Source organism: Cnuibacter sp. UC19_7 (genome assembly GCF_042699995.1).
Classification (GTDB): Bacteria; Actinomycetota; Actinomycetes; order Actinomycetales; family Microbacteriaceae; genus Cnuibacter.
Genome location: NZ_CP170560.1, coordinates 3,116,049 through 3,142,324 on the forward strand (window position 1 = coordinate 3,116,049; position 26,276 = coordinate 3,142,324).

23 protein-coding genes and 2 pseudogenes are annotated in these 26,276 nt (G+C 70.9%); 16 read left to right on the forward strand and 9 right to left on the reverse strand.

The features are described from left to right. Nucleotides 1-33: 33 nt before the first annotated feature. Both xylB and xylA read right to left on the reverse strand, forming a co-directional pair. On the reverse strand, nucleotides 34-1,458 hold the full coding sequence (gene xylB, locus ACFJGV_RS14795; RefSeq protein WP_378144746.1) for a xylulokinase: 1,425 nt from the start codon (nucleotides 1,456-1,458) through the stop codon (nucleotides 34-36). Between the two features lie 49 nt (nucleotides 1,459-1,507). Next, nucleotides 1,508-2,698 (reverse strand): xylose isomerase, encoded by a 1,191-nt coding sequence (gene xylA / locus ACFJGV_RS14800; RefSeq protein ID WP_378144747.1) that lies wholly within the window; start codon nucleotides 2,696-2,698, stop codon nucleotides 1,508-1,510. A 191-nt stretch (nucleotides 2,699-2,889) separates the two neighbouring features. Between xylA and chvE the strand changes: the two genes are divergently transcribed. The 4 genes and pseudogenes from chvE (at nucleotide 2,890) to ACFJGV_RS14820 (ending at nucleotide 8,145) form a co-directional block, all read left to right on the forward strand. After that, a complete protein-coding gene (chvE, locus tag ACFJGV_RS14805) occupies nucleotides 2,890-4,005 on the forward strand; it encodes a multiple monosaccharide ABC transporter substrate-binding protein (protein ID WP_378144748.1) in 1,116 nt (371 codons plus the stop codon). A gap of 125 nt (nucleotides 4,006-4,130) precedes the next feature. Then, nucleotides 4,131-5,670, forward strand: a pseudogene (gene mmsA, locus ACFJGV_RS14810) (multiple monosaccharide ABC transporter ATP-binding protein). 89 nt (nucleotides 5,671-5,759) lie between these two features. Further along, a pseudogene (gene mmsB, locus ACFJGV_RS14815) lies at nucleotides 5,760-6,884 on the forward strand (multiple monosaccharide ABC transporter permease); the annotation flags it as partial. A gap of 31 nt (nucleotides 6,885-6,915) precedes the next feature. Continuing rightward, entirely contained in the window at nucleotides 6,916-8,145 is a 1,230-nt protein-coding gene (locus ACFJGV_RS14820; RefSeq protein WP_378144749.1) for an ROK family protein, read from the forward strand. 349 nt (nucleotides 8,146-8,494) lie between these two features. Here the strand turns inward: ACFJGV_RS14820 and ACFJGV_RS14825 are convergent, their stop codons facing one another. Next, on the reverse strand, nucleotides 8,495-9,286 hold the full coding sequence (locus tag ACFJGV_RS14825) for an IclR family transcriptional regulator (RefSeq protein WP_378144750.1): 792 nt from the start codon (nucleotides 9,284-9,286) through the stop codon (nucleotides 8,495-8,497). A gap of 130 nt (nucleotides 9,287-9,416) precedes the next feature. Here ACFJGV_RS14825 and ACFJGV_RS14830 point away from each other — a divergent pair, with 130 nt between their 5' ends. The 4 genes from ACFJGV_RS14830 to ACFJGV_RS14845 all read left to right on the forward strand — a co-directional run bounded on the left by ACFJGV_RS14830 (nucleotide 9,417) and on the right by ACFJGV_RS14845 (nucleotide 12,440). Next, entirely contained in the window at nucleotides 9,417-10,121 is a 705-nt protein-coding gene (locus ACFJGV_RS14830) for a CoA transferase subunit A (RefSeq protein ID WP_378144751.1), read from the forward strand. A gap of 13 nt (nucleotides 10,122-10,134) precedes the next feature. Next, the gene (locus tag ACFJGV_RS14835) at nucleotides 10,135-10,788 is read left to right on the forward strand and encodes a CoA transferase subunit B (protein WP_378144752.1); all 654 of its coding nucleotides are present in this window, start codon (nucleotides 10,135-10,137) and stop codon (nucleotides 10,786-10,788) included. Next, nucleotides 10,785-11,951 carry an acetyl-CoA C-acyltransferase gene (locus ACFJGV_RS14840; protein WP_378144753.1) on the forward strand — a complete coding sequence of 389 codons (1,167 nt, stop codon included), beginning with the start codon at nucleotides 10,785-10,787 and terminating at the stop codon, nucleotides 11,949-11,951. The genes ACFJGV_RS14835 and ACFJGV_RS14840 overlap by 4 nt, the downstream gene beginning before the upstream one ends. 210 nt (nucleotides 11,952-12,161) lie before the next feature. Continuing rightward, complete coding sequence (locus ACFJGV_RS14845; RefSeq protein ID WP_378144754.1) at nucleotides 12,162-12,440, forward strand: hypothetical protein; 279 nt, start codon at nucleotides 12,162-12,164, stop codon at nucleotides 12,438-12,440. A gap of 27 nt (nucleotides 12,441-12,467) precedes the next feature. On the opposite strand, the gene ACFJGV_RS14850 is transcribed toward ACFJGV_RS14845, so the two are convergent. Further along, complete coding sequence (locus ACFJGV_RS14850; RefSeq protein WP_378144755.1) at nucleotides 12,468-12,995, reverse strand: small multidrug efflux protein; 528 nt, start codon at nucleotides 12,993-12,995, stop codon at nucleotides 12,468-12,470. Nucleotides 12,996-13,148: 153 nt separating this feature from the next. Here ACFJGV_RS14850 and ACFJGV_RS14855 point away from each other — a divergent pair, with 153 nt between their 5' ends. The 5 genes from ACFJGV_RS14855 to ACFJGV_RS14875 all read left to right on the forward strand — a co-directional run bounded on the left by ACFJGV_RS14855 (nucleotide 13,149) and on the right by ACFJGV_RS14875 (nucleotide 17,109). Beyond that, on the forward strand, nucleotides 13,149-14,309 hold the full coding sequence (locus tag ACFJGV_RS14855; protein ID WP_378144756.1) for a sensor histidine kinase: 1,161 nt from the start codon (nucleotides 13,149-13,151) through the stop codon (nucleotides 14,307-14,309). Then, complete coding sequence (locus tag ACFJGV_RS14860) at nucleotides 14,306-14,908, forward strand: response regulator transcription factor (protein WP_378144757.1); 603 nt, start codon at nucleotides 14,306-14,308, stop codon at nucleotides 14,906-14,908. The genes ACFJGV_RS14855 and ACFJGV_RS14860 overlap by 4 nt, the downstream gene beginning before the upstream one ends. Before the next feature lie 123 nt (nucleotides 14,909-15,031). Beyond that, nucleotides 15,032-15,328: an SHOCT domain-containing protein gene (locus ACFJGV_RS14865; RefSeq protein WP_378144758.1), complete on the forward strand. Its 297-nt coding sequence runs from the start codon at nucleotides 15,032-15,034 to the stop codon at nucleotides 15,326-15,328. Between the two features lie 62 nt (nucleotides 15,329-15,390). Further along, nucleotides 15,391-16,320 (forward strand): IPT/TIG domain-containing protein, encoded by a 930-nt coding sequence (locus ACFJGV_RS14870; RefSeq protein WP_378144759.1) that lies wholly within the window; start codon nucleotides 15,391-15,393, stop codon nucleotides 16,318-16,320. Between the two features lie 135 nt (nucleotides 16,321-16,455). Further along, nucleotides 16,456-17,109 carry a DUF6790 family protein gene (locus ACFJGV_RS14875; protein WP_378144760.1) on the forward strand — a complete coding sequence of 218 codons (654 nt, stop codon included), beginning with the start codon at nucleotides 16,456-16,458 and terminating at the stop codon, nucleotides 17,107-17,109. A 14-nt stretch (nucleotides 17,110-17,123) separates the two neighbouring features. On the opposite strand, the gene ACFJGV_RS14880 is transcribed toward ACFJGV_RS14875, so the two are convergent. After that, nucleotides 17,124-17,771: a TetR/AcrR family transcriptional regulator gene (locus tag ACFJGV_RS14880; protein WP_378144761.1), complete on the reverse strand. Its 648-nt coding sequence runs from the start codon at nucleotides 17,769-17,771 to the stop codon at nucleotides 17,124-17,126. Nucleotides 17,772-17,852: 81 nt separating this feature from the next. Here ACFJGV_RS14880 and ACFJGV_RS14885 point away from each other — a divergent pair, with 81 nt between their 5' ends. Then, nucleotides 17,853-19,385 carry an MFS transporter gene (locus ACFJGV_RS14885; RefSeq protein ID WP_378144762.1) on the forward strand — a complete coding sequence of 511 codons (1,533 nt, stop codon included), beginning with the start codon at nucleotides 17,853-17,855 and terminating at the stop codon, nucleotides 19,383-19,385. Nucleotides 19,386-19,637: 252 nt separating this feature from the next. On the opposite strand, the gene ACFJGV_RS14890 is transcribed toward ACFJGV_RS14885, so the two are convergent. Beyond that, nucleotides 19,638-20,486, reverse strand: coding sequence for a helix-turn-helix transcriptional regulator (locus ACFJGV_RS14890; protein ID WP_378144763.1), 849 nt, complete (start codon nucleotides 20,484-20,486; stop codon nucleotides 19,638-19,640). Between the two features lie 145 nt (nucleotides 20,487-20,631). On the opposite strand from ACFJGV_RS14890, the gene ACFJGV_RS14895 reads away from it, so the two are divergent. Continuing rightward, entirely contained in the window at nucleotides 20,632-21,573 is a 942-nt protein-coding gene (locus ACFJGV_RS14895; protein ID WP_378144764.1) for an SDR family oxidoreductase, read from the forward strand. A gap of 111 nt (nucleotides 21,574-21,684) precedes the next feature. On the opposite strand, the gene pgm is transcribed toward ACFJGV_RS14895, so the two are convergent. Further along, nucleotides 21,685-23,304 carry a phosphoglucomutase (alpha-D-glucose-1,6-bisphosphate-dependent) gene (gene pgm / locus ACFJGV_RS14900; protein ID WP_378144765.1) on the reverse strand — a complete coding sequence of 540 codons (1,620 nt, stop codon included), beginning with the start codon at nucleotides 23,302-23,304 and terminating at the stop codon, nucleotides 21,685-21,687. 236 nt (nucleotides 23,305-23,540) lie between these two features. Between pgm and pheA the strand changes: the two genes are divergently transcribed. Beyond that, nucleotides 23,541-24,485, forward strand: coding sequence for a prephenate dehydratase (pheA, locus tag ACFJGV_RS14905; protein WP_378144766.1), 945 nt, complete (start codon nucleotides 23,541-23,543; stop codon nucleotides 24,483-24,485). A 97-nt stretch (nucleotides 24,486-24,582) separates the two neighbouring features. Here the strand turns inward: pheA and ACFJGV_RS14910 are convergent, their stop codons facing one another. Both ACFJGV_RS14910 and ACFJGV_RS14915 read right to left on the reverse strand, forming a co-directional pair. Further along, a complete protein-coding gene (locus ACFJGV_RS14910; protein ID WP_378144767.1) occupies nucleotides 24,583-25,329 on the reverse strand; it encodes an SDR family NAD(P)-dependent oxidoreductase in 747 nt (248 codons plus the stop codon). A gap of 72 nt (nucleotides 25,330-25,401) precedes the next feature. After that, nucleotides 25,402-26,247: a fumarylacetoacetate hydrolase family protein gene (locus tag ACFJGV_RS14915; protein WP_378144768.1), complete on the reverse strand. Its 846-nt coding sequence runs from the start codon at nucleotides 26,245-26,247 to the stop codon at nucleotides 25,402-25,404. Nucleotides 26,248-26,276: the final 29 nt, after the last annotated feature.

A 26,276-nucleotide genomic window follows, 5' to 3' on the forward strand; every position in this document is an offset into this window, starting at 1 on the left:
CTCCGCGCTGCCCGCGGGCGCCGACGCGGCGGGTCAGGCGGGGCGGCGGGCGGCGTACTGGGTGCGGATGCGGGGGACGGTGGTGGGGGCGAGCTCGGCCTCCAGGGCGAGCGGCCAGGTGGGCCAGGCGCCCGCGAGGACGGCGGCCGCCTGCAGCGCGGCGCCGTCGGCCACGTACTCGCCCGGGGTGGGGACGGCGATCGTCACGTCGAAGACCTCCGCCGCGATCCGCTGCACCGCGGGGTTGAGCGCGGCGCCGCCGATGAGCAGCGCCCGCTCCGGCTCGACGCCCACCGCGCGCAGCGCGTCGAGCCCGTCGGCGAGCCCGCAGAGCATGCCCTCGATAGCGGCTCGCGCGAGCCCGGGCCGCGTGGTCGACGCGATCGTCATGCCGAACAGCGTCGCCGTGGCGTCGGGCAGGTTGGGGGTGCGCTCGCCCTCGAAGTACGGCTGCAGCACCAGTCCGTCCGCGCCGGCGGGCGCGGTGAGCGCCAGCTCGCCGAGCTCGGCGTGGTCGACGCCGAGGAGCGCAGCGATCGAGTCGAGGATGCGGGCGGCGTTCAGCGTCGCGATGAGCGGGAGGAAGACGCCGGAGGCGTCGGCGAACCCGGCGACCGCGCCCGAGGCATCCGCCGCGGGCGAGGGGGTCACGGCGAATACCGTGCCGGACGTGCCGATCGAGATGATCGCGTCGCCCGGCCCCGCCCCCAGCCCGCGGGCGGCGCCGGCGTTGTCGCCCGCTCCGGGCCCGACCACGATGCCGGCCGGGATCCCCGCCGCCGAGGAGTCGGCGGTCGTCCCCGCCGACTCCAACGGGCCGAGCACACGGGGGAGCACGGCGTCGTGGCCGAGGGCGGCCACGAGCAGCTCGCGGTCGTACTCGCCCGTGGCGGGATTCCAATAGGAGGTGCCCGACGCATCCGACCGGTCGGTGACCAGCTCGTCGAGCACGGGGCCGAGCGGGCTCTCGCCCGTGGGGCCGAACCCGCGCAGCCGCCAGGTGAGCCAGTCGTGCGGCAGCGCGACCGCCGCCACGCGCTCGGCCGCGGCCGGCTCGGCGTCGCGCAGCCAGCGCAGCTTGGTCGCGGTGAACGAGGCGACCGGCACCGACCCGGTCCGGCTCGCCAGTGCCTCCGCCCCGAGCTCGTCGATCAGGGCGGAGGCGGCGGCGGCCGAGCGGGTGTCGTTCCAGAGCAGGGCCGGCCGGATGACGCGACCCTCCCCATCCAGCACCACCATGCCGTGCTGCTGACCCGCGACGGAGATCGCCGCGACGTCGGACAGGCCGCCCGCATCCGCCAGCGCCGCGCGGAGGGCGTCCCACCAGTGACGGGGGTCGACCTCGGTGCCGGCCGGATGCGCGGCTCGGCCCGAGCGGACCAGCTCCCCCGACTCGGCGTCGCGGATGACGACCTTGCAGCTCTGGGTCGACGAGTCGACGCCGGCGACGAGGGGCATGTGCGGTCTCCTTCGACCAGGTACGGACAGGGTCAGACTACGAGAGTCGTCAGCGCGCGCCCAGCAGGTGCTCGGCGGCGAGCTGCTGCAGACGGACGAACCCGAAGCCGCGGCCGTTGAAGTAGGCGTCGGCGTCGAAGTCCTCGAACGCGCCGCGGTCGGCGAGCAGGTCGTCGTAGCTCTCGCCCTCGCCGAGCGTGGGCTGCGCCAGCTCGAGCACGCGCGACGCCTCGAGCGCCTCCTGGACCTCGGGGTCGGCACGGAATGCGGCGGCGCGCTCCTTGAGGAGGAGGTACATGCGCATGTTGGCGGCGGCGGAGTCCCACACGCCGGTCTCGTCCTCGGTGCGCGACGGCTTGTAGTCGAAGTGGCGCGGGCCGTCGTAGGCCGGGCCGCCGTTCGGGCCGCCGTTCTCGAGCAGGTCGACGAGCGCGAACGCGTTCTGCAGGTCGCCGTGGCCGAACACGAGGTCCTGGTCGTACTTGATGCCGCGCTGGCCGTTGAGGTCGATGTGGAAGAGCTTGCCCTGGTACAGCGCCTGCGCGATGCCGGCGGCGAAGTTGAGGCCGGCCATCTGCTCGTGTCCGACCTCGGGGTTGAGGCCGACCAGCTCGGGGCGCTCCAGCGTCTCGATGAAGGCGAGGGCGTGTCCGACGGTGGGGAGCAGGATGTCGCCGCGGGGCTCGTTGGGCTTGGGCTCGATCGCGAAGCGGATGTCGTACCCCTTGTCGGTGACGTAGTCGCCGAGCAGGTTCACGGCCTCGCAGTAGCGCTCGAGCGCGGAGCGGATGTCCTTGGCGCTGTCGTACTCGGCGCCCTCGCGGCCACCCCACATGACGAAGGTCTTCGCACCCAGCTCGGCGGCGAGGTCGAGGTTGCGGAGCACCTTGCGGAGGGCGAAGCGGCGCACGGCGCGGTCGTTGGAGGTGAAGCCGCCGTCCTTGAAGACCGGGGCCGAGAACAGGTTGGTGGTCACCATCGGGACGATGACACCGGTGTCGGCGAGGACCTGCGTGAGCCGGCCGATCTGGGTGTCGCGTTCCGCATCCGTCGAGCCGAAGGCGAAGAGGTCGTCGTCGTGGAACGTGAGGCCGTAGGCGCCGAGCTCGGAGAGCTTCTCGACGGCGTGCACGACGTCGAGCGGAGCGCGGGTCGGGCCACCGAACGGGTCGGCGCCGTTGTAGCCGACGGTCCAGAGTCCGAACGAGAACTTGTCGTCGCGGGTGGGGGTGAGGGACATCCGAGGCTCCTTGCAGCGTCATTGGTGGGTGCCAAAAGTTACGTGCCAGAACATAATCCCGTCACGAGGCCGATGTCAAAGCCGCCTGGTCCGGAAAATCCATTGTTGCGCCGAAGAACAAACTCGCGTAAGACTGTCCTCCGACAAGCCCAGCCTCACGTCGAGGCTGGCCATTACGAGGAGGTAATGAAGTGTCCTTCACCAAGAAGCTGCTGGCGCTCGCGGTCGTGGGAGGCCTTGCCGCGAGTCTCGCCGCATGCAGTTCCGGGGGCGGATCGGGCAGCACCGATTCGGCCGGCGCGGACTGCAACGTCGGGATCTCGATGCCCACACGGAGCCTCGAGCGCTGGATCAACGACGGCGAGGGTCTGCAGAAGAAGCTGCAGGACGCCGGGTGCACCGTCGACCTGCAGTACGCGGACAACAAGACCGAGCAGCAGATCTCGCAGATCCAGAACCAGGTCGCCAGCGGCGCCAAGATCCTCGTGATCGCGGCGATCGACGGTCAGACCCTCGGGCCGGTGCTCGACGAGGCCAAGAAGCAGGACGTCAAGGTCATCGCCTATGACCGCCTGATCAACGGCTCGCCGAACGTCGACTACTACGCGACCTTCGACAACTACAAGGTCGGTCAGCTCCAGGGCCAGTACATCGAGGAGCAGCTGGGCCTCAAGGACGGCAAGGGTCCGTTCAACTTCGAGCCCTTCGCCGGCAGCCCCGACGACAACAACGCGGGCTTCTTCTTCCACGGCGCCTGGGACGTGCTCGAGCCCTACGTGAAGAGCGGTCAGCTCGTGGTGCCCTCCGGCAAGATCCCCGAGGGGGAGGACGGCTGGAAGTCGATCGGAATCCTCGGCTGGGGTTCGGATGACGCCCAGGCCGAGATGGACAACCGCCTGTCGTCGTTCTACAGCGGCGGCCAGAAGGTCGACGTCGTCCTGTCGCCCAACGACAGCCTCGCGCTCGGCATCGAGCAGTCGCTGAAGTCGGCCGGCTACAAGGCGGGCGAGGCCTGGCCGGTCATCACCGGTCAGGACGCCGACAAGGCCAACGTCAAGGCGATCCTCGACGGTGAGCAGTCGATGACCGTGTGGAAGGACACCCGCGAGCTCGGTGACCGGGTCTTCCAGATGATCCAGCAGATCAACGCCGGTCAGGAGGTCGAGGTCAACGACACCAAGACCTACGACAACGGTGAGAAGGTCGTGCCGGCCTACCTCCTCGACCCGCAGGTGGTCGTGAAGGACGACGTGCAGAAGCTGCTCATCGACAGCGGGTTCCTCCAGGCGTCCGACGTCGGACTCTGATCCCCGGCGAGCAGGCAGAGCTCGCCCCCAGTACCGAGGCGGCGGCGGACCGATCACTCTCCGGTCCGCCGCCGCTTCGGCCACTCTCCCCGACCACAGAAGTCCCCACCCACGGAAGGCAGCCCATGGCTGATCCCATCCTGCGGATGCGTGACATCACCAAGGAGTTCAGCGGCGTCAAGGCGCTGGACGGCGTCTCGATCACGGTCGAGCGCGGTGAGGTGCACGCGATCTGCGGCGAGAACGGCGCCGGCAAGTCGACGCTGATGAAGGTGCTGAGCGGTGTCTACCCGCACGGCTCCTTCGGCGGCTCGATCGAGTTCGACGGCAAGGAGATCGAGTTCCGCACGATCAACGACTCCGAGCGCGACGGCATCGTCATCATCCACCAGGAGCTCGCCCTCAGCCCCTACCTCTCCATCGCCGAGAACATCTTCCTCGGCAACGAGCTCACGAAGCGCGGGTTCGTCGACTGGAACCGCACCAATCGCGAGGCGGCCCAGCTCCTGGACCGCGTCGGTCTCAACGAGAACCCGGCGACGCCGGTGCTCGAGCTCGGCGTCGGCAAGCAGCAGCTGGTCGAGATCGCGAAGGCGCTGTCGAAGCGGGTGAAGCTCCTCATCCTCGACGAGCCCACCGCCGCACTCAACGACGACGACTCCGAGCACCTGCTGGGCCTCATCGACCAGCTGCGGGAGCAGGGCATCACCTGCATCATCATCTCCCACAAGCTCAAGGAGATCCGCCGGATCGCGGACTCGGTGACGATCATCCGCGACGGCAAGACGATCGAGTCGTTCCGCATGGACGAGCCGGATGCGACGGAGGATCGGATCATCCGCGCGATGGTCGGCCGCCCGCTCGACAACCAGTTCCCGCCGCGCACGCCGGAGATCGGCGAGGAGTACTTCCGCGTCGAGCACTGGACCGCGTACCACCCCGTCGACACCGAGCGGAAGGTCGTCGACGACGCCTCCTTCTTCGTCCGGGCCGGCGAGATCGTCGGGTTCGCCGGCCTCATGGGTGCGGGGCGAACCGAGCTGGCGATGAGCGTCTTCGGCCGCTCCTACGGCACGAACATCTCGGGGAGCGTCTTCAAGGCGGGCAGGGAGATCTCGACCCGGACGGTGAACGAGGCCATCCGCAACGGGATCGCCTACGCCACCGAGGATCGCAAGCGCTTCGGGCTCAACCTCATCGGCGACATCACGGTCAACGTGTCGGCCGCCGCGCTGGGCAAGCTCGTCCGCCTCGGGGTCATCGACCGCAACCGCGAGTACCAGGTCGCCGACGAGTACCGCAGGCAGATGAACATCAAGGCGCCCAGCGTGACCTCGGTCGTGGGCAAGCTTCTCGGGCGGCAACCAGCAGAAGGTCGTGCTGAGCAAGTGGATGTTCACGGGGCCGGACGTCCTCATCCTGGACGAGCCCACCCGCGGCATCGACGTCGGGGCCAAGTACGAGATCTACGGCATCATCAACGAGCTCGCGGCGCAGGGGAAGGCGGTCATCGTCATCTCCTCGGAGCTGCCCGAGCTGATCGGTCTCTCCGACCGCATCTACACCATCGCAGAAGGACGGATCACGGGCGAAGTGGCCCGCGAGAACGCCACGCAGGAGACGCTCATGCGTCACATGACCGCTGGAAGGGAAGCGCGTCGATGACCAACACAATCACCGAGGCACCGACCGAACCGGCCGGGCCCAGCAAGGTCAAGTCCCCCCGGCGGCGGCGGATCGACCTCCGCCAGTACGGCATCCTCGCCGCGCTGGCCGTCATCATCCTGCTGTTCGAGATCCTCACCGGCGGACGTCTGCTCATGCCGGGCAACGTCAACAACCTGATCCAGCAGAACTCCTACGTCCTCATCCTCGCCATCGGCATGGTGATCGTCATCATCGCCGGACACATCGACCTCTCCGTGGGATCGGTCGTGGCGCTGGTCGGGGCCGTCGCGGCCCTGGCGATGAACAGCTGGGGGCTGCCGTGGTGGGCCGCCGTGCTGCTCTCGCTCGTCGTGGGTGCGGTGATCGGCGCCTGGCAGGGCTTCTGGGTCGCCTTCGTGGGGATACCGGCGTTCATCGTGACCCTGGCGGGCATGCTGATCTTCCGCGGTCTCACCCTCGTGCTCCTCACGGGCGGCACGATCAGCGGACTGCCCGCGGAGTTCACCGCGATCGGCGCCGGCTGGGTGCCGGACTTCCTCGGCGAGATCGGCGGGCGTGACACCTTCACGCTCCTGCTGGGACTGCTGGCCTCGGCGGCCTTCATCGTGCAGGTCGCCGTCAAGCGCCGCACGCTGAAGAAGCTCGAGCTGCCTCGCGAGCCCGCCGGATCGGCCTGGGCGAAGAGCATCATCGCGGTCGTCGCGGTGATGGCACTCGCCTGGCTGCTCAGCGGATACAGCGGAACGCCGATCATCCTCATCATCCTGGCCGGCCTCATCCTGCTGTACACCTTCGTGCTGAACCGGTCGACCTTCGGCCGCCACGTCTACGCGATGGGAGGCAACCGCTTCGCCGCGGAGATGAGCGGCGTCAAGACGCGCTGGGTCGACTTCGGCATCTTCGTGAACATGGGTGTGCTCGCCGGGCTCGCCGGTGTGGTCGCCACCGCCCGTGCGGGCAGCGCCGTCGCGTCGGCTGGTCAGAGCTACGAGCTGGATGCGATCGCCGCGGTCTTCATCGGCGGCGCGGCCGTGCAGGGGGGCGTCGGCACTGTGGTCGGAGCGGTCATCGGCGGCCTCGTGATGGGCGTGCTCAACATGGGCCTGTCGATCCTCTCGGTGGATGCGGCATGGCAGCAGGCCATCAAGGGCCTCGTGCTCCTCCTGGCCGTCGCCTTCGACATCATCAACAAGCGCCGCTCCGGCCGATAGCCTGGACCCGGAAGAGAGGAGGGGCAGCGCGATGCGAGTGACCCCAGGGTCCGCCCCTTCTCTCGCCGGAGGCTCGCCGAACGACCGCATCCGGCGCAACAACCTCCGCACGCTCCTGTCGATCCTGCATCACGGCGGTGTGCGCTCGAGGGCCGAGCTCACCCGGCTGACGGGACTCAACCGCTCGACCATCGGCGCCCTCGTGGGCGAGCTCATCGCGCTGGGGCTGGCGTACGAGACCGAACCGAGCGAGACCGGCAGCGTCGGCCGCCCGAGTCCGCTCGTGCACGCGAACGAGAACGTCGTCGCCCTCGCGGTGAACCCCGACGTCGACGCGATCATCATCGGCGTCGTCGGCCTCGGCGGGGTGGTGCACAAGCGCGTGCGGTTCCAGACCACGGGCGTGCCGACGGCGAAGGAGACGATCAACATCGTCTCCGCGATCGTCGACGGGATGCGCGGCGAGCTCGACGAGAAGTACCGCGTCGTCGGCGTAGGTCTGGCCGTCCCCGGGCTCGTCACCGCCGAGGAGGGTGTCATCGCCCTCGCGCCCCACCTCGAGTGGCGCGACGAGCCGCTCGCCGGCCCGATGGCCGCCGCGCTCGGCTACCCCGCGCACGCGGCGAACGACGCGAACCTCGGCATCGTGGCGGAGCGGTTGTGGGGGATCGGCCGCGGCGTGCAGAACATGGTCTACCTCAACGGATCGACCTCGGGCATCGGCGGTGGCGTCATCGTCGACGGGCACGCCCTCTCCGGCGCCCGCGGGTTCGCCGCCGAGCTCGGCCACACGTCGGTGCACACCGGCGGTCGAGCCTGCTTCTGCGGCCGCACGGGCTGCCTCGAGACCGAGGTGAGCCTCGTGCGCCTGCTCGCGGTGCTCGGACGCGACTCGATCGACGCCGACGAGCTCGAGCAGATCATCTCGTCGAGCGACGACCCGGAGGTCCACGACGAGATCGAGCGCCAGCTCGACCGGCTCGCGCTCGGCATCTCCAACCTGATCAGCGTGTTCGACCCCGAGCTCATCGTGCTCGGCGGCTTCCTCGGCACCATGTTCTCGGCCGATCCGGAGCGGCTGCGCCAGCGCGTCGCCCGCGCCTCCTTCACCCGCCTCGCCGAGGGCGTGCGGATCGAACGCGCCGAGCTGCGCTCGCGCCAGCTGCTCATCGGGGCCGCCGAGCTCGCGTTCGGCCCCCTCCTCGACGACCCCGCCGGCTCCCTCGCCGCCGCGCCCACCGCCCGCGCCTCCGCGGTCTGACCCCGCCGCGCGCTCTTCGCCGAACGGCGAGAAGAGGCCCTTCGCGAGCCGCGGGAAGGGCCTCTTCTCGCGACTCGGGGTGACGCGAGGAAGCCCCACTCCTCCTGGATGCGGGTACTGCTTCGCCGAACGGCGAGAAAGGGCCCTTTGCGGGTCGTGGGAGGGGCGGGTTCTCGCGACTCGACGCGACCCAGGGAGACTCCGCACCCTCGGCACGACGAACCCGCGCCGCACCTGCGCGAGGAGGTTTCTACGCCGAACGGCGAGAAGAGGCCCTTCGCGGGCTGCGGGAAGGGCGGGTTCTCGCGACTCGGCGCGGCGCGCGCTGCGGCGCGGCGCGCGGCGGGGCTCAGCGGCGCGGGGAGTCGCGGAGGGCGAGGGTGAGGGCGTGCGCCTCCTCGAGGAGGCGGGCGCCGAGCTCGGGCTGGCGGGCGGGCTTGAACCGCGACTCGACGCCCGTCAGGCTGAGTGCCCACGCGGGGGCGCCCGAGCGGTCGAAGACGACGGCGCCCATGCCCCAGCTGCCCTCGAGCACGAGTCCGGGGTTCAGGGCGTAGCCGTTCTCGCGGGTGATCGCGACGTGTCGGCGCACCTCGTCGGCGCTGTGCTGCGGGCCCCACGCCGGCACCAGGGGGTCGTCGCGCAGGTAGTCGTCGAGCTCGGCATCGTCGAGGAGGGCCGCGAACACCATCCCCGCCGAGGCGACGCCGAGAGGGAAGCGCACCCCCTCCGACAGCACGAACGAGCGCAGCGGGAAGCTGCCCTCCTCGCGCAGCAGGCACACGGTCTCGTGGCCGCGCAGGGCGGAGAGGAAGGCGCTCTCGCCGGTCTCCTGCGCCAGCGTCCGGACGAGGGGGAGGGCGACGTCGGCGATGTCGTACCGCCGCGCCGCGCGCGATCCGAGCAGGTACAGCTCGGGCCCGAGGTACCACCGGCCTTTGCCGGGGTCGTGGTCGAGGAACCCCTCCGCCGCGAGCGCGCGCAGGAGGCGGGAGGTGGTCGAGCGTGTGAGGCCGGTCTCCTCGGCGGCGGCACCGGCCGACAGACCGAGCGGATCCGCCTCGCCGACCGCCTTGACGAGCGCGAGGGCGCGATGGAGCGCCTGCGAGCCGCCCGGCGCATCCGAATGGGTTCCCACCATGTGGGACATGATCGCATCTTCCGGTCACCATGTGAACGAATCCGACGCAGAGAAAGAGGTGCGGATCGACCGCCCCGCGAGCATCCGATCGGAGCTAGCGTGCGGAGGAACGCACACGAAGGGGTGACCGATGGACAAGCGCAGGCCGGATGCGGTCGAGGCTCTCGAAGACCTCTTGACCGACGACATGGTGATCGCCGTGGGTGGGTTCGGCCTGAGCGGCAACCCGACCGACCTGATCGAGGCGGTGCGCGACTCCGGAGTGGCGGGGCTCACGATCGTGTCGAACAACATGGGCGTCGACGGCAAGGGCCTGGGCCTGCTGCTCGAGAACAAGCAGGTGCGGAAGGTGCTCGCTTCGTACGTGGGCGAGAACAGGCTGTTCGCGTCGCAGTACCTCGACGGCACCCTCGAGGTGGAGTTCGTGCCGCAGGGCACCCTGGCCGAGCGGATGCGCGCGGGCGGGGCGGGCATCCCCGCCTTCTACACGGCGACGGGCGTGGGCACACCCGTCGCGGAGGGCAAGCCGCTGGCCGAGTTCGACGGACGCACGTACGTGCTCGAGCGCGGGATCGTCGCCGACCTCGCCCTCGTGCACGCGGCCGTCGCCGACACGGAGGGCAACCTCGCCTACCGGCTCACCTCGCGCAACTTCAACCCGCTCGTCGCGACCTGCGGGCGGGTGACGGTCGCCGAGGCCGAGCGGGTCGTGACCGACGGCTACCTCGATCCGGATGCGGTGGGCACCCCCGGCGTGTTCGTGCAGCACCTGGTGACGGCGCGTCCGCGGGTGAAGGACATCGAGCAGCGCACGGTCCGCCCGCGCGTGGCCTGAGAGGAGAACGACCATGACCTGGACGAGAGACGAGATGGCGGCGATCGCCGCCTCCGAGCTGCGAGACGGGGAGTACGTCAACCTGGGCATCGGCATCCCCACCCTGGTGGCGAACAACCTGCCGCCCGGCGTGAGCGTGACGCTGCAGAGCGAGAACGGCATACTCGGCATGGGGCCGTTCCCGTTCGAGGGCGAGGAGGATCCCGACCTCATCAACGCGGGCAAGCAGACCGTGACGCTGCTGCCCGGCGCGAGCGTTTTCGACTCGGCCACGTCGTTCGCCATGATCCGCGGCGGACACGTGCATGTCGCGATCCTCGGCGCCCTGCAGGTCGCGGCGAACGGCGACCTCGCGAACTGGACCATCCCGGGCAAGCTCGTGAAGGGCATGGGTGGGGCGATGGATCTCGTCGCCGGCACGCCGCGCGTCATCGTGGTGACGGACCACAGTGCCAAGGACGGCAGCCCGAAGATCGTGGAGCGCTGCGACCTGCCGCTCACCGGCGCCGGGGTCGTCGACCGGATCGTCACCGATCTCGCGGTGTTCGACATCGAGGACGGGGCGCTCGTGCTCCGCGCGGTCGCACCCGGTCACGACGTCGAGGAGGTCGCCGCGCGCACCGGCGCCCCGTTCACGGTCGAGCTGCGTGAGAGGGTCGGAGCATGAGCGCCCTCCTCGCCGGCTACGCCCGGACCCCGTTCGTGAAGTTCACCGGCTCGTTCGCGAGCGTGCCCGCGACCGCACTCGGCGCCCACGCGATCCGCGCGGCCCTGGCTCGAGCCGGCATCGCCGCGCATGCGGTCGATCAGGTCCTCGGCGGACAGGTCGTGCAGGCCGCCGCGGGGCAGAACCCTGCGCGCCAGGCCGCGGCCGCGGCGGGCATCCCGCTCACCGTGCCGGCGATCACCCTCAACGCGGTGTGTCTCTCGGGCACGCTCGCGGTGGCACACGCCGCGCGGCTCATCGACGACGGCGACGCCGACGTCGTCGTCGCGGTGGGCCAGGAGTCGATGTCGTTGGCCCCACACGCCTGGTCGGGCTCGCGCGCCGGGCGCCGCTACGGCGCCGTCGAGCTCGTCGACACTCTCGAGGTGGACGGTCTCTCGGATGCGTTCGAGCACGTCTCGATGGGCGCGTCGACCGAGACGTACAACACCGCGCTCGGCCTCGGTCGCCGGGAGCAGGACGAGTGGTCGGCGCAGTCGCATCAGCGGCTCGCCGCCTCGGCCGCGTTCCAGGCCGGGGAGATCGAGCCGTACGAGATCGCGTCGCGGCGTGGGTCGACCGTGATCGACGCGGACGACGGCGTCCGGCCTGAGACCACCGCCGACAGCCTCGGCGCTCTGCGCCCCGCGTTCTCGCCGGAGGGCACGATCACGGCGGGGAACTCCTCGCAGATCACCGACGGGGCTGCCGCGATCGTGCTCGTCAGTGAGCGGATCGCCCTCGCCGGGCCGCCGCTCGCGCGCGTGGTGGCCTCGGCGATGGTGGCGGGACCCGATGTGTCGCTGCACGCGCAGCCCGCGAACGCGATCCTCCGTGCACTGGAGCGGGCGGGCCGGTCGGCGTCGGAGCTCGCGGCGGTCGAGATCAACGAGGCCTTCGGTGCCGTCGCGGTGCACTCCACGGCGCTGCTGGGCGTCGACCCCGGGATCGTGAACCCGTACGGCGGCGCGATCGCCCTCGGCCACCCGATCGGCGCCTCCGGAACCCGCATCGTCGGCACCCTCGCGCGCCAGCTCGCCTCGCTCGGCGCGGGCTCGCTCGGCGCAGCGGGCATCTGCGGCGGCGGCGGCCAGGGCGCCGCCGTGCTCCTCGAGGCGCTGTAGCTCGCACCCGCGCCTCGCCGCGCACCGCGCCGCGCGCATCCCCGGGGCGTCGAACGGCGAGCGGCGGGAAAGCGCCCTGCGTGGCCTCGCGGAGGGGCGGGATCTCGCCGCTCGAGGATGGCCGTTCGCGTGTCGCGCTCCGGCCTCGCCGAACGGCGAGAATCCGCCCTTTGTCTGGCCCCGGAGGGGCAGGTTCTCGCTGTTCGGCGGGTGGTTGCCTGCCCCGAGAATCCGTTCTACCCGCTGCAGGAGGGCCGCGAGACGCTCACGGCGACCACGTCCTTCCGCTGCAGCGGCGAGGCGCCGTTCGATGTGGCCTGGGCGCCGGGGACCGGCACGAGCTTCGGCGCCACCACCTGCGGGGGCGGAACAGGCTCGTCCAACATCCCGATCGGCCGCTCGCTGCCGGAGTGCACCGTCACCGTGACGGTCGACGAGGGCGTGGACTGGACCCTCGACGTGCTGCTCGCCCCGCCGAAGAGGGCATAGCGTGACGGCGCGACGGCGCGGGCGGGGTCACGCCACCGCGCGGATGACGCCGCTGACGACGAGCGTGATCACGGTCGTCCAGAGGACGATCGCGGTCGCCTGCCACGCGAGCACGCGCCTCGGGGGCACGCCCGTCGAGGTGAGCGCGGCCGCGGTGAACTGCGTGGGGAGCAGCAGAGGGCCGAGCAGGCTCACGCCCGGCGTCCCGTAGCGGTGGTAGGCGCGCTCGAACTTCTGGCGCCGCGCCGAGACCGGCTTCTCGGCGCCCGCACCCGCGTCCCCGCCGCTACCCCCGCCACGGCGCGCGGTCACGGCGGTGCGGACACGCGCGGTCGCCAGGACCACGACGGTGACGCAGATCAGGTTGCCGACGGCACCCGCGAGGGCGGCGACGATCGGAGGGATGCCGCCCACGATCCCGATCCCGGCGGCGCCCTCGCCCTCGATGAAGGGCACGGCGCCGGCGAGGGCCACGACGAGGGGCTGGACGAGCTCGGGGACCTCGGCGACGAGGTTCTGGAAACCGAGGACGAGGTCGGAGACGGGGTTCGGCATGACTGCTCCTGAGGGGGTGGGCCCGCGGCTGGTTCCGCGGTGTTCCCATCTCATCGAGCCGGCGCGCTGGGCAGCAGTGTCAGGGCGTCACGTCAGCACGGGAGGATGCGTCGAGGGACCCGTGACAAATGTCACGGCCGTACAGTTGCCGGGGTGAGCACTCCCACCGCCGCCAGCCATGCCCGCGACGTCCGCGTGACGTGGTGGTACACGGTCGTCTCGATCGTGATGCTCCAGATCTTCGGACTCGTCGTGTGGGCGCTCGTGCTGGTGCTGAACGAGCCCGTGCTGAACGCGGTGCTGTTCCTCCTCGGTGCGGCCGGGTCCACCGCATCCGCGATCCTGCTGCTCGTGCACTACCGCAGGGAGCCCCTCGACGAGGGGGACACGGCCGCGCGCCGGCCCGTGTGGCCGCTGGTCGTCGCCGGCGTGGCGTCGGCGGCGCTCGCGGGCGCCGCGGCCGGCTCCCTTCTGCTCGGCACGACCCTCGCGGCGCAGATGCTGTGCCTTCTGCGGTGGCGGTCCGGCATCCGGATCCGCCTCGTGCTGCTGCTGGTCGCTCTGATCATCGCGGCGTGGGTGATCGAGGCGACCCGTCTCGGTCCGGCGGGATACGTCGCCCGCGTGCTCGCGATGGGCGTCTTCATCGCGATGCTCCCGCCGCTGTCCGCCACGTCGCTGTGGTGGTGGGACATCGTCCGCGAGCTCGACCGCGCCCGCCGCGCCGAGGGTCGTCTCGCCGCGGCCCAGGAGCGCCTGCGCCTCGCGAGCGATCTCCACGATCTGCAGGGGCACCACCTCCAGGTCATCGCCCTGCAGCTCGAGCTCGCCGAGAAGACGCTCGCCCGCGACCCCGCCGCAGCCGTCGAACAGGTGCGCCTCGCCCGTGCCAGCGTCGACGAGGCACGGCGGGGCACCCGGGAGCTGGCCACGCGGTTCCGCGGCGTGCCCCTCCCCGATGAGCTCGCCAACGCCGCCGACCTGCTGCGTGCGGCGGGTCTCCGCGTCGACCTCGACATCGCTCCCGACGCCGCGAACGCTCCCGCCGACGTATTGGGGCCCGTCGTGCGGGAGTGCACCACGAACGTGCTGAAGCACGGTGGCGGGGTCTCGGCATCCCTGTCTCTCCTCCGCCGCGACGGCGCGTGGGTGTTCACGATCGAGAACGACGTGCGCGAGGTACGCGGCACCGGGGGCACCGGATTGGACGGCATCGCGGACCGCATCGGCCGCGTGCAGGGGACGGTGGATGCCGGACACGCCGGCGATCGATTCCGGGTCACCGTCTCGGTGCCCGCGGGGGTGATGGCGTGATCCGAGTGCTCATCGCCGACGACGAGGACATGATCCGCACGGCGCTCGCCGCCCTTCTGCGGCTCGAGCCCGACCTCGAGGTCGTCGCGGAGTGCCGCGACGGCGAGAGCGCGCTGGCCGAGGCGGAGAGGGTGCAGCCGGACGTGTGCCTGCTCGACCTCGAGATGCCGGGACTCGACGGCGTCGACACCGCCGCGCGGATCCTGCGACGGGTGCGATCGCGGTGTGTGATCGTCACCCGTCATGCGCGCCCGGGCGTGCTCCGCCGAGCGCTCGGCGCGGGCGTCCACGGCTTCCTGCCGAAGTCGCGACCCGCGGACGACGTGGCCGCCGTGATCCGCGAGGTCGCCGCGGGGCGACGCTACGTCGACCCCGAGATCGCCGCCGACGCGCTGAGCGACGAACGCAGTCCGCTCACCGACCGCGAGCTCGACGTGTTGCGCGCGGGCGCGCGGGGAGAGACGATCGCCGAGATCGCGGCCGCCCTGCACCTGTCCGCGGGAACGGTGCGCAACCACGTCTCGTCCGTGCTGAGCAAGCTGGGCCTGGCGAGTCGACAGCAGGCGGCGATCCACGCGCGCGAGCGCGGCTGGATCTGAGCGCGAGCGGATGCCTGTGATGACGATCCCGAGTCCGCCGGACACACCGTCTGGTTGGCCCGACGGCGGTAGCGGCGAGTCCGCGGTACGGTAGCCCGCATCGAGGGTGTGGAGGGGAGAGCCATGATCGGTGAGAGGACCCTGTTGTTCATCATCGTCCCGATCGTCATCGTCGTGATCATCGTGGTCGTCGTGGTGCTGGTGGTGGTCAACGTGATCCGCGTGCGTCGGGCCGGGCACAACCCGCTCACTCTGCAGTCCGACATCGCCACACGGATCCTCGACAGCGACGTCCTCCGCGCGGCGCCGACGAAGGCCGACCAGCTGCGCGAGCTCGACGAACTCCGCGCCTCGGGCCAGATCACCGACACCGAGCGAGAAGCGGCCCGAGCGCGCATCCTGGGGGGCGACGCCCGCTAGCGCGGGGTGCATCCTTGTCCCTCTCATAGGGGACACAAACACGAATGTGTTCGCATGGGAACATGCATGCCCCCACCCTGGAATCCCACCCGCGTCGTGCCCGCAGCCCGCGCCGCCCCCGCAGGTCGTGGCGCACCGCGCTCGTCGCCGCATCGGCTGCCGCCACAGCGGTCGTGCTGGTCGGATGCGCGGGGGCCGGGGAGGGCGGCCCCGACGTCTCCGTGGGGCCGGCCGCGGCCGACACGCTGGTCGAGGTGGAGTCGCTGTCGCCCGCCGTCGGTCCTCTCGCCGGAGGCGCGACCGTCGTGATCACCGGGTCGGGGTTCGACGAGGCCGAGGGTGTGGTCTTCGGCACCCAGCCGGCGGTCTTCGAGGTCGTCTCCGACACGGAGATCGAGGCGACGACGCCGGCGGCGGTCGACTTCGTCGTGGGGTCGGTGCCGGTCTCGGTGACGCTCGCCAACGGTGCCACCACGACCTCGGCGATGACGTACGGGTACGAGATCCAGACCGGCGTCGACGCTCAGATGAACTACGCCTTCACCTACTGGCAGGACTACAACCTCGACGAGTGGGGGGTCTTCAGCGACAACGACTGCGGCAACTTCGTGAACCAGGCCATGCTCGCCCGGGGGTGGACCCAGGACGACGAGTGGTACAGCGACTACGCCACCACCGGCGACTACAGCTACAGCTGGATCCGCGGCAACGAGATGGACGACTACTACGCCTCCCGCTCCGACACCACGCTCCTCACGCTCGACCAGCGCGACCAGGTGAAGGTCGGCGACGTCGCGATGTTCGACTGGGATCCCCAGGACGACAACGGTGTCGACCACACGATGATCGTGTCCAAGGTCACCATCGAGCCCGACGGGACGGTCTCCATCAAGCTGGTGGGGCATACGGTCGACGCTCAGTACCGCGACCTCGACAACGCGATCACGGTCGAGAACCCGGGTGGTACCGCCCATTTCTGGAGCATCGCGTAGCGGTCATCCGCTTCGGTACAGGATCGGGCGGGTGGCGCACCACTAGCAATCGGCCCCAGTGCGCAGCAGGTGTCGCGGGCGATAACCTCCGTCGGCGGGCATGTGGATGCGCGCGCCCGAGCTGAAGGAAGCCCCGTGATCTCCGACGTCATCTCCACCGTGCTCCGCGCCGTCATCGGCAACTACATGATCAGCTGCTTCGTGCTGGGACTCGTCGTCGCGGCCGTGCAGGTGGCCCGCTGGAAGGGCCACCGCAGCGCCTCTGTGGTGAGCGGCCTGTTCCTCAACGCGTTCGTGTTCTACGCGCTCGGCATCGCGATGGTGATCAACTTCGTCATGCACTCCGTGTTCGGCGACTACGCCGCGGAGACGATCGGATGGGCCCAATCGCCGTTCCAGCTCGAGCTGGCCCTGGCCAGTCTCGGGGTCGGGCTCATCGCCATCGTGACGCACGGCCGCAGGACGGGCTTCCGCACGAAGGTCGTCGTCGTGGTCGCGGCGGTCGTCTTCGGGCTCGGCGCCGCCGCCGGGCACGTCTACCAGACGATCGTGAACCACGACTACGCGGTCAACAACACCGGGCTGCTGCTCATCGGCGACATCGCCATCAACGTCATCGGGCTGATCCTCGTGATCTGGCATGCGGTGGCGCGACGCGGGGAGGAGACGCACCCCACCGACGCGCTCGTCCTCCCCGCGATCTCCCCGCGCGACGCCGCGGACGACGCGCATCGCGAGGCCCGCGCCGATGAGGGTCGCGAAGCCCGGGAGCCCCGCATCGACGCCTGACGCGAGCGGGCAGATCAGGAGCCCGCGGTCGTGCCGTCTCCGCTCGGCAGCCCGAGGGCGGGGAGCAGGATCTCGTCGACCAGCGTGATGATGTACTGCCGGTCGACCGCCTTGCCGAGCATCAGCGTCTGGTACGCCGTCATCGACGGGATGAGCTGCGCGAGCAGGGAGACGTCGACGTCGGGCGAGACCTCGCCGCGGTCGATCGCGCGGACGATGAGCATCCGGAGCGCGGCGGCACGGGGCTCGACGATGACGGCACGCGCCGCATCCGCGAACTCGGGTGACTCGGACATCAGCGACACCATGCCCGCCATGATGCGCAGCTTGCGCTCACCGTCTTTCACCGCGGGGGTCTTGATGTTCGCGACGAGATCGCCGCGCAGGGTGCCCGTGTCGGGCAGGTCGGCGGGATGCGCGCTCTTCATGCACGCCACGGCGTCGATCACGAGCTCGGCCTTCGAGGGCCAGCGTCGGTAGAGAGTGGCCTTGCCGGCGCGGGCGCGGGTGGCGACCATGTCGACGGTCATCCGCTCGTAGCCCTTCTCGGCGAGGACGTCGAGTGCGGCCTGGAGGATCTCGGGATCGCGGGAGTGGTCGCGCTTGCGGCCCAGCTTCGGAGCGGAGTCGACGTCCTCGGCGCTGAGGGTCGTATCGGTCATGAGAACATCATAGTTCAGGAACTCAAATGTTCTGGAACTTTCTGGTTTCGGAACTGTCGAGTTTCGTATAGAGTCTCCCGCATGACTTCTCCCACCCTCACCGCCGTGACCCCGGCGCACTCGAGCCGCCGGTGGCTCACCCTCGCCACCGTCGCCCTGGCTCAGTTGATGGTCGTGCTCGACGCGACCGTCGTGAACATCGCGCTGCCCGCCGCTCAGGCCGACCTCCAGTTCTCGGATGGCGACCGGCAGTGGATCATCACCGCCTACTCCCTCGCGTTCGGCTCCCTGCTCCTCCTGGGCGGCCGGATCTCCGACCTCATCGGCCGCAAGCGGGCCTTCATCATCGGCCTCATCGGGTTCGCCCTCGCCTCCGCGCTCGGCGGCATGGCCGACTCGTTCGGCCCGCTGGTCTTCGCCCGCGCGCTCCAGGGCGCCTTCGGCGCGCTGCTCGCGCCCACCGCCCTCGCGGTGCTGACCACCACGTTCACCGACCCGAAGGAGCGGGGCCGCGCGTTCGGCGTGTTCGGCGCCATCGCCGGAGCGGGCGGTGCCGTGGGCCTGCTGCTCGGGGGTGTGCTCACCGAGCAGTTCAGCTGGCGCTGGAACCTCTACATCAACGACGTCATCGCCGTGATCGCGGTCATCGGCGCGGTCGTGTTCGTCGCGAACGTGGCCCGCACCGGCCCGCGGCCGAAGCTCGACATCCCCGGCACCATCCTCGTCTCGGGCGCGCTCTTCGCCCTCGTGTTCGGCTTCTCGCACGCCGAGACCGACGGTTGGGACGCGTTCATCACCTGGGGCATGCTCGCTGCCTCCGCCGTGCTGCTCGTGGCGTTCGTGCTCTGGCAGCGCCGTGCCGCGCATCCGCTGCTGCCGCTGTCGATCGTGCTCGACCGCAACCGCGGTGCGGCCTACAGCTCGGTGCTCATCGCCGGTGCGGGGATGTTCGGAATCTTCCTGTTCGTCACCTACTACCTGCAGACGACGCTGGGGTACTCGCCGATCCAGACCGGCGTCTCGTTCCTGCCGATGATCGGCATGCTCATCCTCACCGCGCAGCTGTCGACGAACATCTTCCTGCCCCGCCTCGGGCCGAAGGTGATGGTGCCGTTCGGCATGGTCGTCGCTGCCACGGGCATGGTGCTGCTCACCTTCCTCGACTCCTCCAGCTCGTACGCTGCGAACATCATGCCGCCGCTGATGATCCTCGGTGTCGGGATGGGGTCGATCATGCCCGCTTCGATCCAGACCGCGACGCTGGGCGTCGACCGGCACTTCGCCGGCGTCGCCTCGGCGATGGTGAACACCTCGCAGCAGGTCGGCGGGTCGATCGGCACCGCGCTGCTCAACACCCTCGCCGCCACCGCCGCGACCGACTTCCTCGCGTCGCACGCTCCCGTGACGCCGCAGGTGATGAGCGACGCGGCCGTGCACAGCTACTCCACCGCGTACTGGTGGGGCGCCGCGTTCTTCGCCCTCGGCGCGGTCGTCTCGGCGCTCCTCTTCCGCCGCAAGGCCCGCCCGGATGCTGCTCCTGCGGGTGCCGCCCCCGCCTCGGCTTCGGCTTCGGCCTCCGCGGACGAGTCGCCGGAGCCCGTGATCGCCCACTGACCCCCTCCGAGGCCGGATCACCGTCGCCTCGACACCGATCCCGCGACAGCGGTGCGCTCTGGCGCTCGCTTCGAGGGATCCGGTGTCGAGGCGACGTCGCATCTGCGGGGTGCGCGCTCCGTCCGGGGTCCCTCGGGGTTCCGGTTCCGCGGATCTGGCAGTCGTGGTGGCCTGCGCGGCCGGGAGGCTGCCACAGCTGTCAGATCCGCACCGGATCGCGGACGCGACAAGGGCGGGGGAGGGGCGGGACGCTCAGCGGGGCGGGGCGAAGGAGGTCGCGCCGATCACGGAGAGGAGACGCAGCTTGTCGTGGCTCTCGCTGCCGGGGGCGGCGGTGTAGACCATGAGGTACTGCGACTGCGCCGGGTCGACGAGGGTCTGGCAGCTGAGCTCGAGCTCCCCGAGCTCCGGGTGCACGAGGTGCTTCACCTCGCTCGGACGCACACCCACCTCGTGCAGATCCCACACCGCCCGGAACTCGGGGCTCTCCTCGAGGAGCGCATCAGCGAGCTCCGCCGCACGAGAGGGGCGGCCCCGCAGCGACATCACCTCCCTGAGACCCGAGACCCACATCCGCGACAGGAACTCGTGATCGCGCGGCGCGTACAGCGCCCGCGTCGCGGGATCGGTGAACCAGCGGTAGCCGAGGCTGCGTGACGCCCCCGTGAAGCGCGTGGTGTCGCCGGTGAGAGCGACGCCGAGCGGGGTCTGACGCAGCGTCTCGCCGAGCTCGGTGACGATCTCCGCGGGAGTGTCGACGAGCCGGTCGAGGATGCGGAGCATCCCCGGGCTCACGTGCTCGCTCGAGTACCCCCGTGGCGGAGCACGGTGGCCCGCCAGGCGGAACAGGTGGTCGCGTTCGTCGATCGTGAGATGCAGCCCCTGGGCGATCGCGGCGAGCATCTGCTCCGACGGAGCCGGGCCGCCGCCGCGCTCGAGGCGGGCGTAGTAGTCGGTCGACATGTGGCAGAGGACGGCGACCTCCTCGCGCCGCAGGCCCTCTGTCCGACGGCGCGGTCCGCGCACCATCCCCACGTCCTCGGGCTGCAGCGCCTCGCGACGGTGCCGCAGGAAGTCGGCCAGACCGGTCCGATCGATCACGGCATCCTCCTCAGGCGACAGGTCCCTCCGTTCTACCCGCTCCTCGCGCGGCTATCCACTGCACGGCAGTCAGTGGATGCGGGGGGCCTGGATGCGATTCGCCGTCACCCGCATCGTGGAGGGACGCCGCACGAAGGAGCAGACCATGCCACGCCGGACCATCGACATCACCCTCCCCGACCTCACCGGCCGCCGCGCCCTCGTCACGGGCGCGAGCGACGGGATCGGGCTCCGTATCGCGAGCCGGCTCGCTGCCGCGGGTGCGGAGGTGGTGCTGCCCGTCCGCAATCCGGCCAAGGGAGAGGCGGCGGTCGCGCGCATCCTGGCCGACACCCCGGATGCAGACCTGTCGCTGCGCCGCCTCGACCTGTCGTCGCTGGCCTCGGTCGGTGCGCTCGCCGCGGAGCTGAGTGACGAGGGCCTCCCGATCCACCTGCTCGTGAACAACGCCGGCCTGATGACGCCGCCCTCCCGCCAGACCACCGCGGACGGGTTCGAGGTGCAGTTCGGGACCAACCACCTCGGCCACGTGGCGCTGGTCGCAGGGCTCCTGCCGCTCCTGCGAGCCGGACAGGCGCGAGTGGTGTCGCAGATCAGCGTCGCCGCCAACCAGGGCGCGGTGAACTGGGACGACCTCTCCTGGTCACGCCGCTACAGCGGGATGCACGCCTACAGCTCCTCGAAGATCGCGCTCGGACTCTTCGCCGTCGAGCTCGGCCGCCGAAGCGGCGCCGGCGGATGGGGCATCACGAGCGTCCTGTCGCACCCGGGGGTCGCCCCCACCAGCCTCCTCGCCGCCCGGCCCGAGGTGGGTCGCGCCGGCGACACCCCGCAGGTGCACCTCATCCGCTGGCTCTCGGCCCGCGGGCTGCTCGTCGGCACGCCCGAGACCGCCGCACTCCCGGCGCTCCTCGCCGCCACGGCCCCGGATGCGGTGAGCGGCACCCTCTACGGCCCGAGCGGCCCGGGTCACCTCGGCGGCGCGCCCGCCCCGCAGCCGCTCTACTCGCGCCTCCGCTCGCCCGAGGACGCTCGCCGCATCTGGGACGAGTCCCTCCGCCTCACCGGCGCGTCCGTCCCCGCCTGAGGTCGTCGAGGCGACGCCGTCGCCGTCGCCTCGACACCGAATCCTCCAGACCGGCGCGCTATAGGGCGGGGCCGGCGGAAATCGGTGTCGAGGTGACGAGGACCGGCGGCGTCAGGCGCCGAGGGCCGCGTCGACGATGCGCTTCGCCTCCGCCTGCACCTCGCGGAGGTGCTCCTCGCCGACGAAGCTCTCGGCGTAGATCTTGTACACGTCCTCCGTGCCCGACGGGCGGGCGGCGAACCAGGCGCGGTCGGTCGTGACCTTCACGCCGCCGATCGCCGCGCCGTTGCCCGGTGCGTGCGAGAGCTTCGCGGTGATCGGGTCGCCGGCCAGGGTGTCGGCCGTGATGTCGTCGCCCGACAGCTTCGCCAGCTGCGCCTTCTGCGCCTTCGTCGCCGGCGCATCCACACGCTGGTAGACCGGATCGCCGAACTCGGCGACCAGCTCCGCGTAGTGCTGCGACGGCGTCTTGCCCGTCACGGCCAGGATCTCCGACGCGAGCAGCGCCAGCAGGATGCCGTCCTTGTCGGTCGTCCACACCGATCCGTCGAAGCGCAGGAACGACGCCCCCGCACTCTCCTCACCGCCGAAGCCCACCGAGCCGTCGATGAGGCCCGGCACGAACCACTTGAAGCCGACCGGTACCTCCCACAGCGTCCGGCCCAGCGACTCCGCGACTCGGTCGATCATGGTGCTGGAGACGAGGGTCTTGCCGACCGCCGCATCCGGACGCCAGTTCTCGCGCCGCGAGTAGAGGTACTGGATCGCGACCGCGAGGTAATGGTTCGGGTTCATCAGCCCGGCGTCGGGGGTGACCACGCCGTGGCGGTCGGCATCCGCGTCGTTGCCCGTCGAGATGTCGAAGTCGTGACGGCGCTCGATCAACGACGCCATCGCGTACGGGGAGGAGCAGTCCATGCGGATCTTGCCGTCCCAGTCGAGCGTCATGAACGCCCACCGCGGGTCGACCGTCTCGTTCACGACCGTCAGGTTGAGGCCGTAGCGCTCGCCGATGAGCGCCCAGTACTCCACGCTCGCCCCTCCCAGCGGGTCGGCGCCGATGTGGATCTGCGACGTCGCGATCGCCTGCATGTCGATCACGTCGCCCAGGTCGGCGACGTAGTGCTCGCGGAAGTCGTAGGTGCCCGCCGGCGTCGGCTCGGCGCGCTTCACTCCTTCGAGCCCGGCGGCGATGAGCTCGTTGGCGCGGTTCGCGATCCAGCTCGTCGCATCCGAGTCGGCCGGCCCGCCGTGAGGAGGGTTGTATTTGAAGCCGCCATCGGCGGGCGGGTTGTGGCTCGGCGTCACGACGATGCCGTCGGCCTGGTCGTCGTGGCCCTCGCGGTTGTACTTCAGGATCGCGTGGGAGACCGCCGGCGTCGGCGTCCAGCTGTGACGCGAGTCGGTCCACACCGTCACGCCGTTCGCGGCCAGCACCTCGAGCGCGCTGCGCTCCGCCGGAAGCGAGAGGCCGTGCGTGTCTCGGCCCAGGAACAGCGGGCCCGTGATGCCCTGGCCCGCCCGGTACTCCACGATCGCCTGCGTGATAGCGAGGATGTGATCCTCGTTGAAGGCGCTGTTGAACGAGGAGCCGCGGTGGCCGCTGGTGCCGAAGATCACCTTCTGCTCGGGATCGGTGACGTCGGGATGCAGGTCGTAGTACGCGGCGACCAGCGCCTCCGGGTCGATCAGGTCTTCGGGAAGGGCGACTGTGCCGGCGCGATCGTGCATGCGTCCATCCTGGCATCGGGGGGCTCGGTTCGGCAGGGGTCGGCTCGGCTTGGCAGCGGCGGCGGGAGGGGGAGGTCGGTCCGGGCCGCAGTCCCGGCGCCTTCGGCGCCCCGCCAGACCCGATGCCTGCGGCCCGGACCGACCTCCCCCTCCCGCCGCCTCCGTCGGGCGGCGTGAGAGCGGATGCCTGCGGCCGAGGCCGGAGAGAAGAGGTATGGCGCCGGTAGGCTGGCGGGATGTCGGACGCGTACTCGTACCTCGGCCCGTCGGGGACGTTCACGGAGGCTGCGCTGGCGCAGGTTCCCGAGGCTCGGGGGCAGCAGTGGCGGAGCGTCAACAACGTGGGCGAAGCGCTCGACGACGTGATGTCGGGGCGCAGCGTGGCGGCGATGATCGCGATCGAGAACTCGATCGAGGGCGGTGTCACCGCGACGCTCGACGCGCTGGCGCGCACGCCGGGGCTGCGGATCGTGGGCGAGTACCTCGTGCGGGTGAGCTTCGTTCTCGTCGCCCGGCCCGGCACGACGCTGGCGGATGTGCGGGTCGTCGGCGCGCATCCGGTCGCGTACGCACAGTGCCGCCAGTGGCTCGACGCGAACCTGCCCACCCACGGGCACATCCCGGCGACGTCGAACGTGGCCGCCGCCCTCGACCTCTTTGCGACCGACCACGCGGATGCGGCGCTCGCCCCGCCCGCGATCGTGCAGCACCACGACCTCGTCGTGCTCGCCGAGGACGTCACCGACAACGCCAACTCCGTCACCCGCTTCGTGCTCGTGAGCCGGTCGACCCGGATGCCCGAGCCGACCGGCGCCGACAAGACGAGCCTCATCGTCGAGCTGCCCGACGACCGTCCCGGCGCCCTGCTCGAGATGCTCGAGCAGTTCTCCACCCGCGGCGTCAACCTCTCGTTGCTGCAGTCCCGCCCGATCGGAGACGCGCTGGGCCGCTACCGCTTCGTCGTCGACGCCGACGGCCACGTCCGTGATGAGCGGGTCGCGGATGCGCTCCTCGGCCTCCGCCGCTTCAGCCCCCGCATCACGTTCCTCGGCTCCTACCCGCGCGCCGATCGAGCCCCGGTCGAGTACGTCTCCCGCTACGACGACCACGTCTTCGTCGAGGCGCGCGACTGGCTCCGCGGCCTCATCTCCGGCGAGCCGGACGTCTCCGAGACTCTCTGAGCATTCCTCGACTATACGACCGTCTTCGACGGGATGGCCGCGGAGGGGTGGTGACGCGGCACTCGTGACCCCGCAGGCGGCCGCGCGCGAGGCGAGGTCAGGAGGGGCGGAGGCGCAGGTTCTGCATGCCGCCGTCGACGGCGATGGAGGTGCCCGTGGTGGAGCCGGAGCGGGGGCTGGCGAGGTAGGCGACCGCGTCGGCGACCTCGGCGGCGCTGACCAGGCGGCCGTGCGGCTGACGGGCGTTGAGCGCGGCGCGCTCGGCGGCGGGGTCGGGCGCGGAGTCGAGGAGGCGCGAGACCCAGGGGGTGTCGGCGGTGCCGGGGTTCACGCAGTTGACGCGGATGCCCTCGGCCAGGTGGTCGGCGGCCATCGCGCGGGTCAGCGACAGCACGGCGCCCTTCGATGCCGAGTACAGCGCGCGCTGCTGCAGGCCGGCCGTGGCGGCGATCGACGAGGTGTTGACGATGGCGGCGGACGGCGACTCGCGCAGGTGGGGGAGCGCGGCCCGGGTGACCCGGGCCATCCCGACCACGTTGATGTCGAACACGCGATGCCACTCGTCGTCGTCGTTGTCGGCGACCGTGCCCTGCGCGCCGATGCCGGCGTTGTTCACCACGATGTCGAGGCGGCCGAAGCGCTCGACCACCGCGGCCACGGCGGCCCGCACGGAGGCGTCGTCCGACACGTCGGCGGTCACGGCGACGTGTCGCGCGTCCGCCCCCGACGGGTCGCGGTCGAGTACGGCGACCGAGGCGCCGCCCTCGGCGAGTCGCGCGGCGATCGCCGCGCCGATGCCGGATGCCCCTCCCGTGACGATCGCTACGAGTCCTTCGAACTCCATCTCGATGCTCTCCTTCTTGCTACGGCCGTCGGACGCTTGCCACGGCCGTCGGATGTCGGTGGCGCGACGCGCTCAGGCGTCGACGAACTCCTGGCGCTGCGTTCCGAGCCCCTCGATCTCGAGCTCGACGACGTCGCCGGCCTTGAGGTACGGGAAGCGGCCCGACAGGGCCACGCCCTCGGGCGTGCCGGTGAGGACGAGGTCGCCGGGCTCGAGCGTCATCCACTGGCTGAGCTGGTAGATCAGCTCGTCGACGCCGAAGATGAGGTCGGAGGTGCGCGAGTCCTGACGCGGGTCGCCGTTGACACGGCTCGCGAGACGAAGATCCTGGTAGCCGACCTCGTCGGGTGTGACGAGCCAGGGCCCGAGGGGCGTGAACCCGGGCGCGCTCTTGCCCTTCGACCACTGGCCGCCGGAGATCTCGAGCTGCCACTCGCGCTCGGAGAGGTCGTTCGCGATCGTGAATCCGGCGATGTGCTCGATGGCCTGCGCGGGCGACTCGAGGTAGGAGGCGCGCGAGCCGATGACGACCGCGAGCTCGACCTCCCAGTCGGTCTTCGTGCTCTTCCGTGGGATGCGCGCTGCGTCGAAGGGGCCGGCGATCGTGTTCGGCGTCTTGAGGAACAGGATCGGCACCGTGGGCGGGGCGGACCCGGACTCGGCCGCGTGGGCGGCGTAGTTCATCCCGATGCAGATGATGGCGCTCGGCCTCGCGATGGGCGCCCCGACACGCTGGCCGTCGTCCGAGAGGAGCGGAAGCGAACCGTCTTCGAGCGCGGCGCGGACTCGATCGACGCCACCGCCCGCGAGGAACTCGCCCGTGATGTCGTCGGTGAGCGTCGTCAGGTCGCGGTATCCGTCCGCGGTGACCACGACCGGGCGCTCTGCGCCCTCCGCACCGATCCTCGCCAGCTTCATCGCAGAGATCTCCTCCTCGAGTCGTCGGA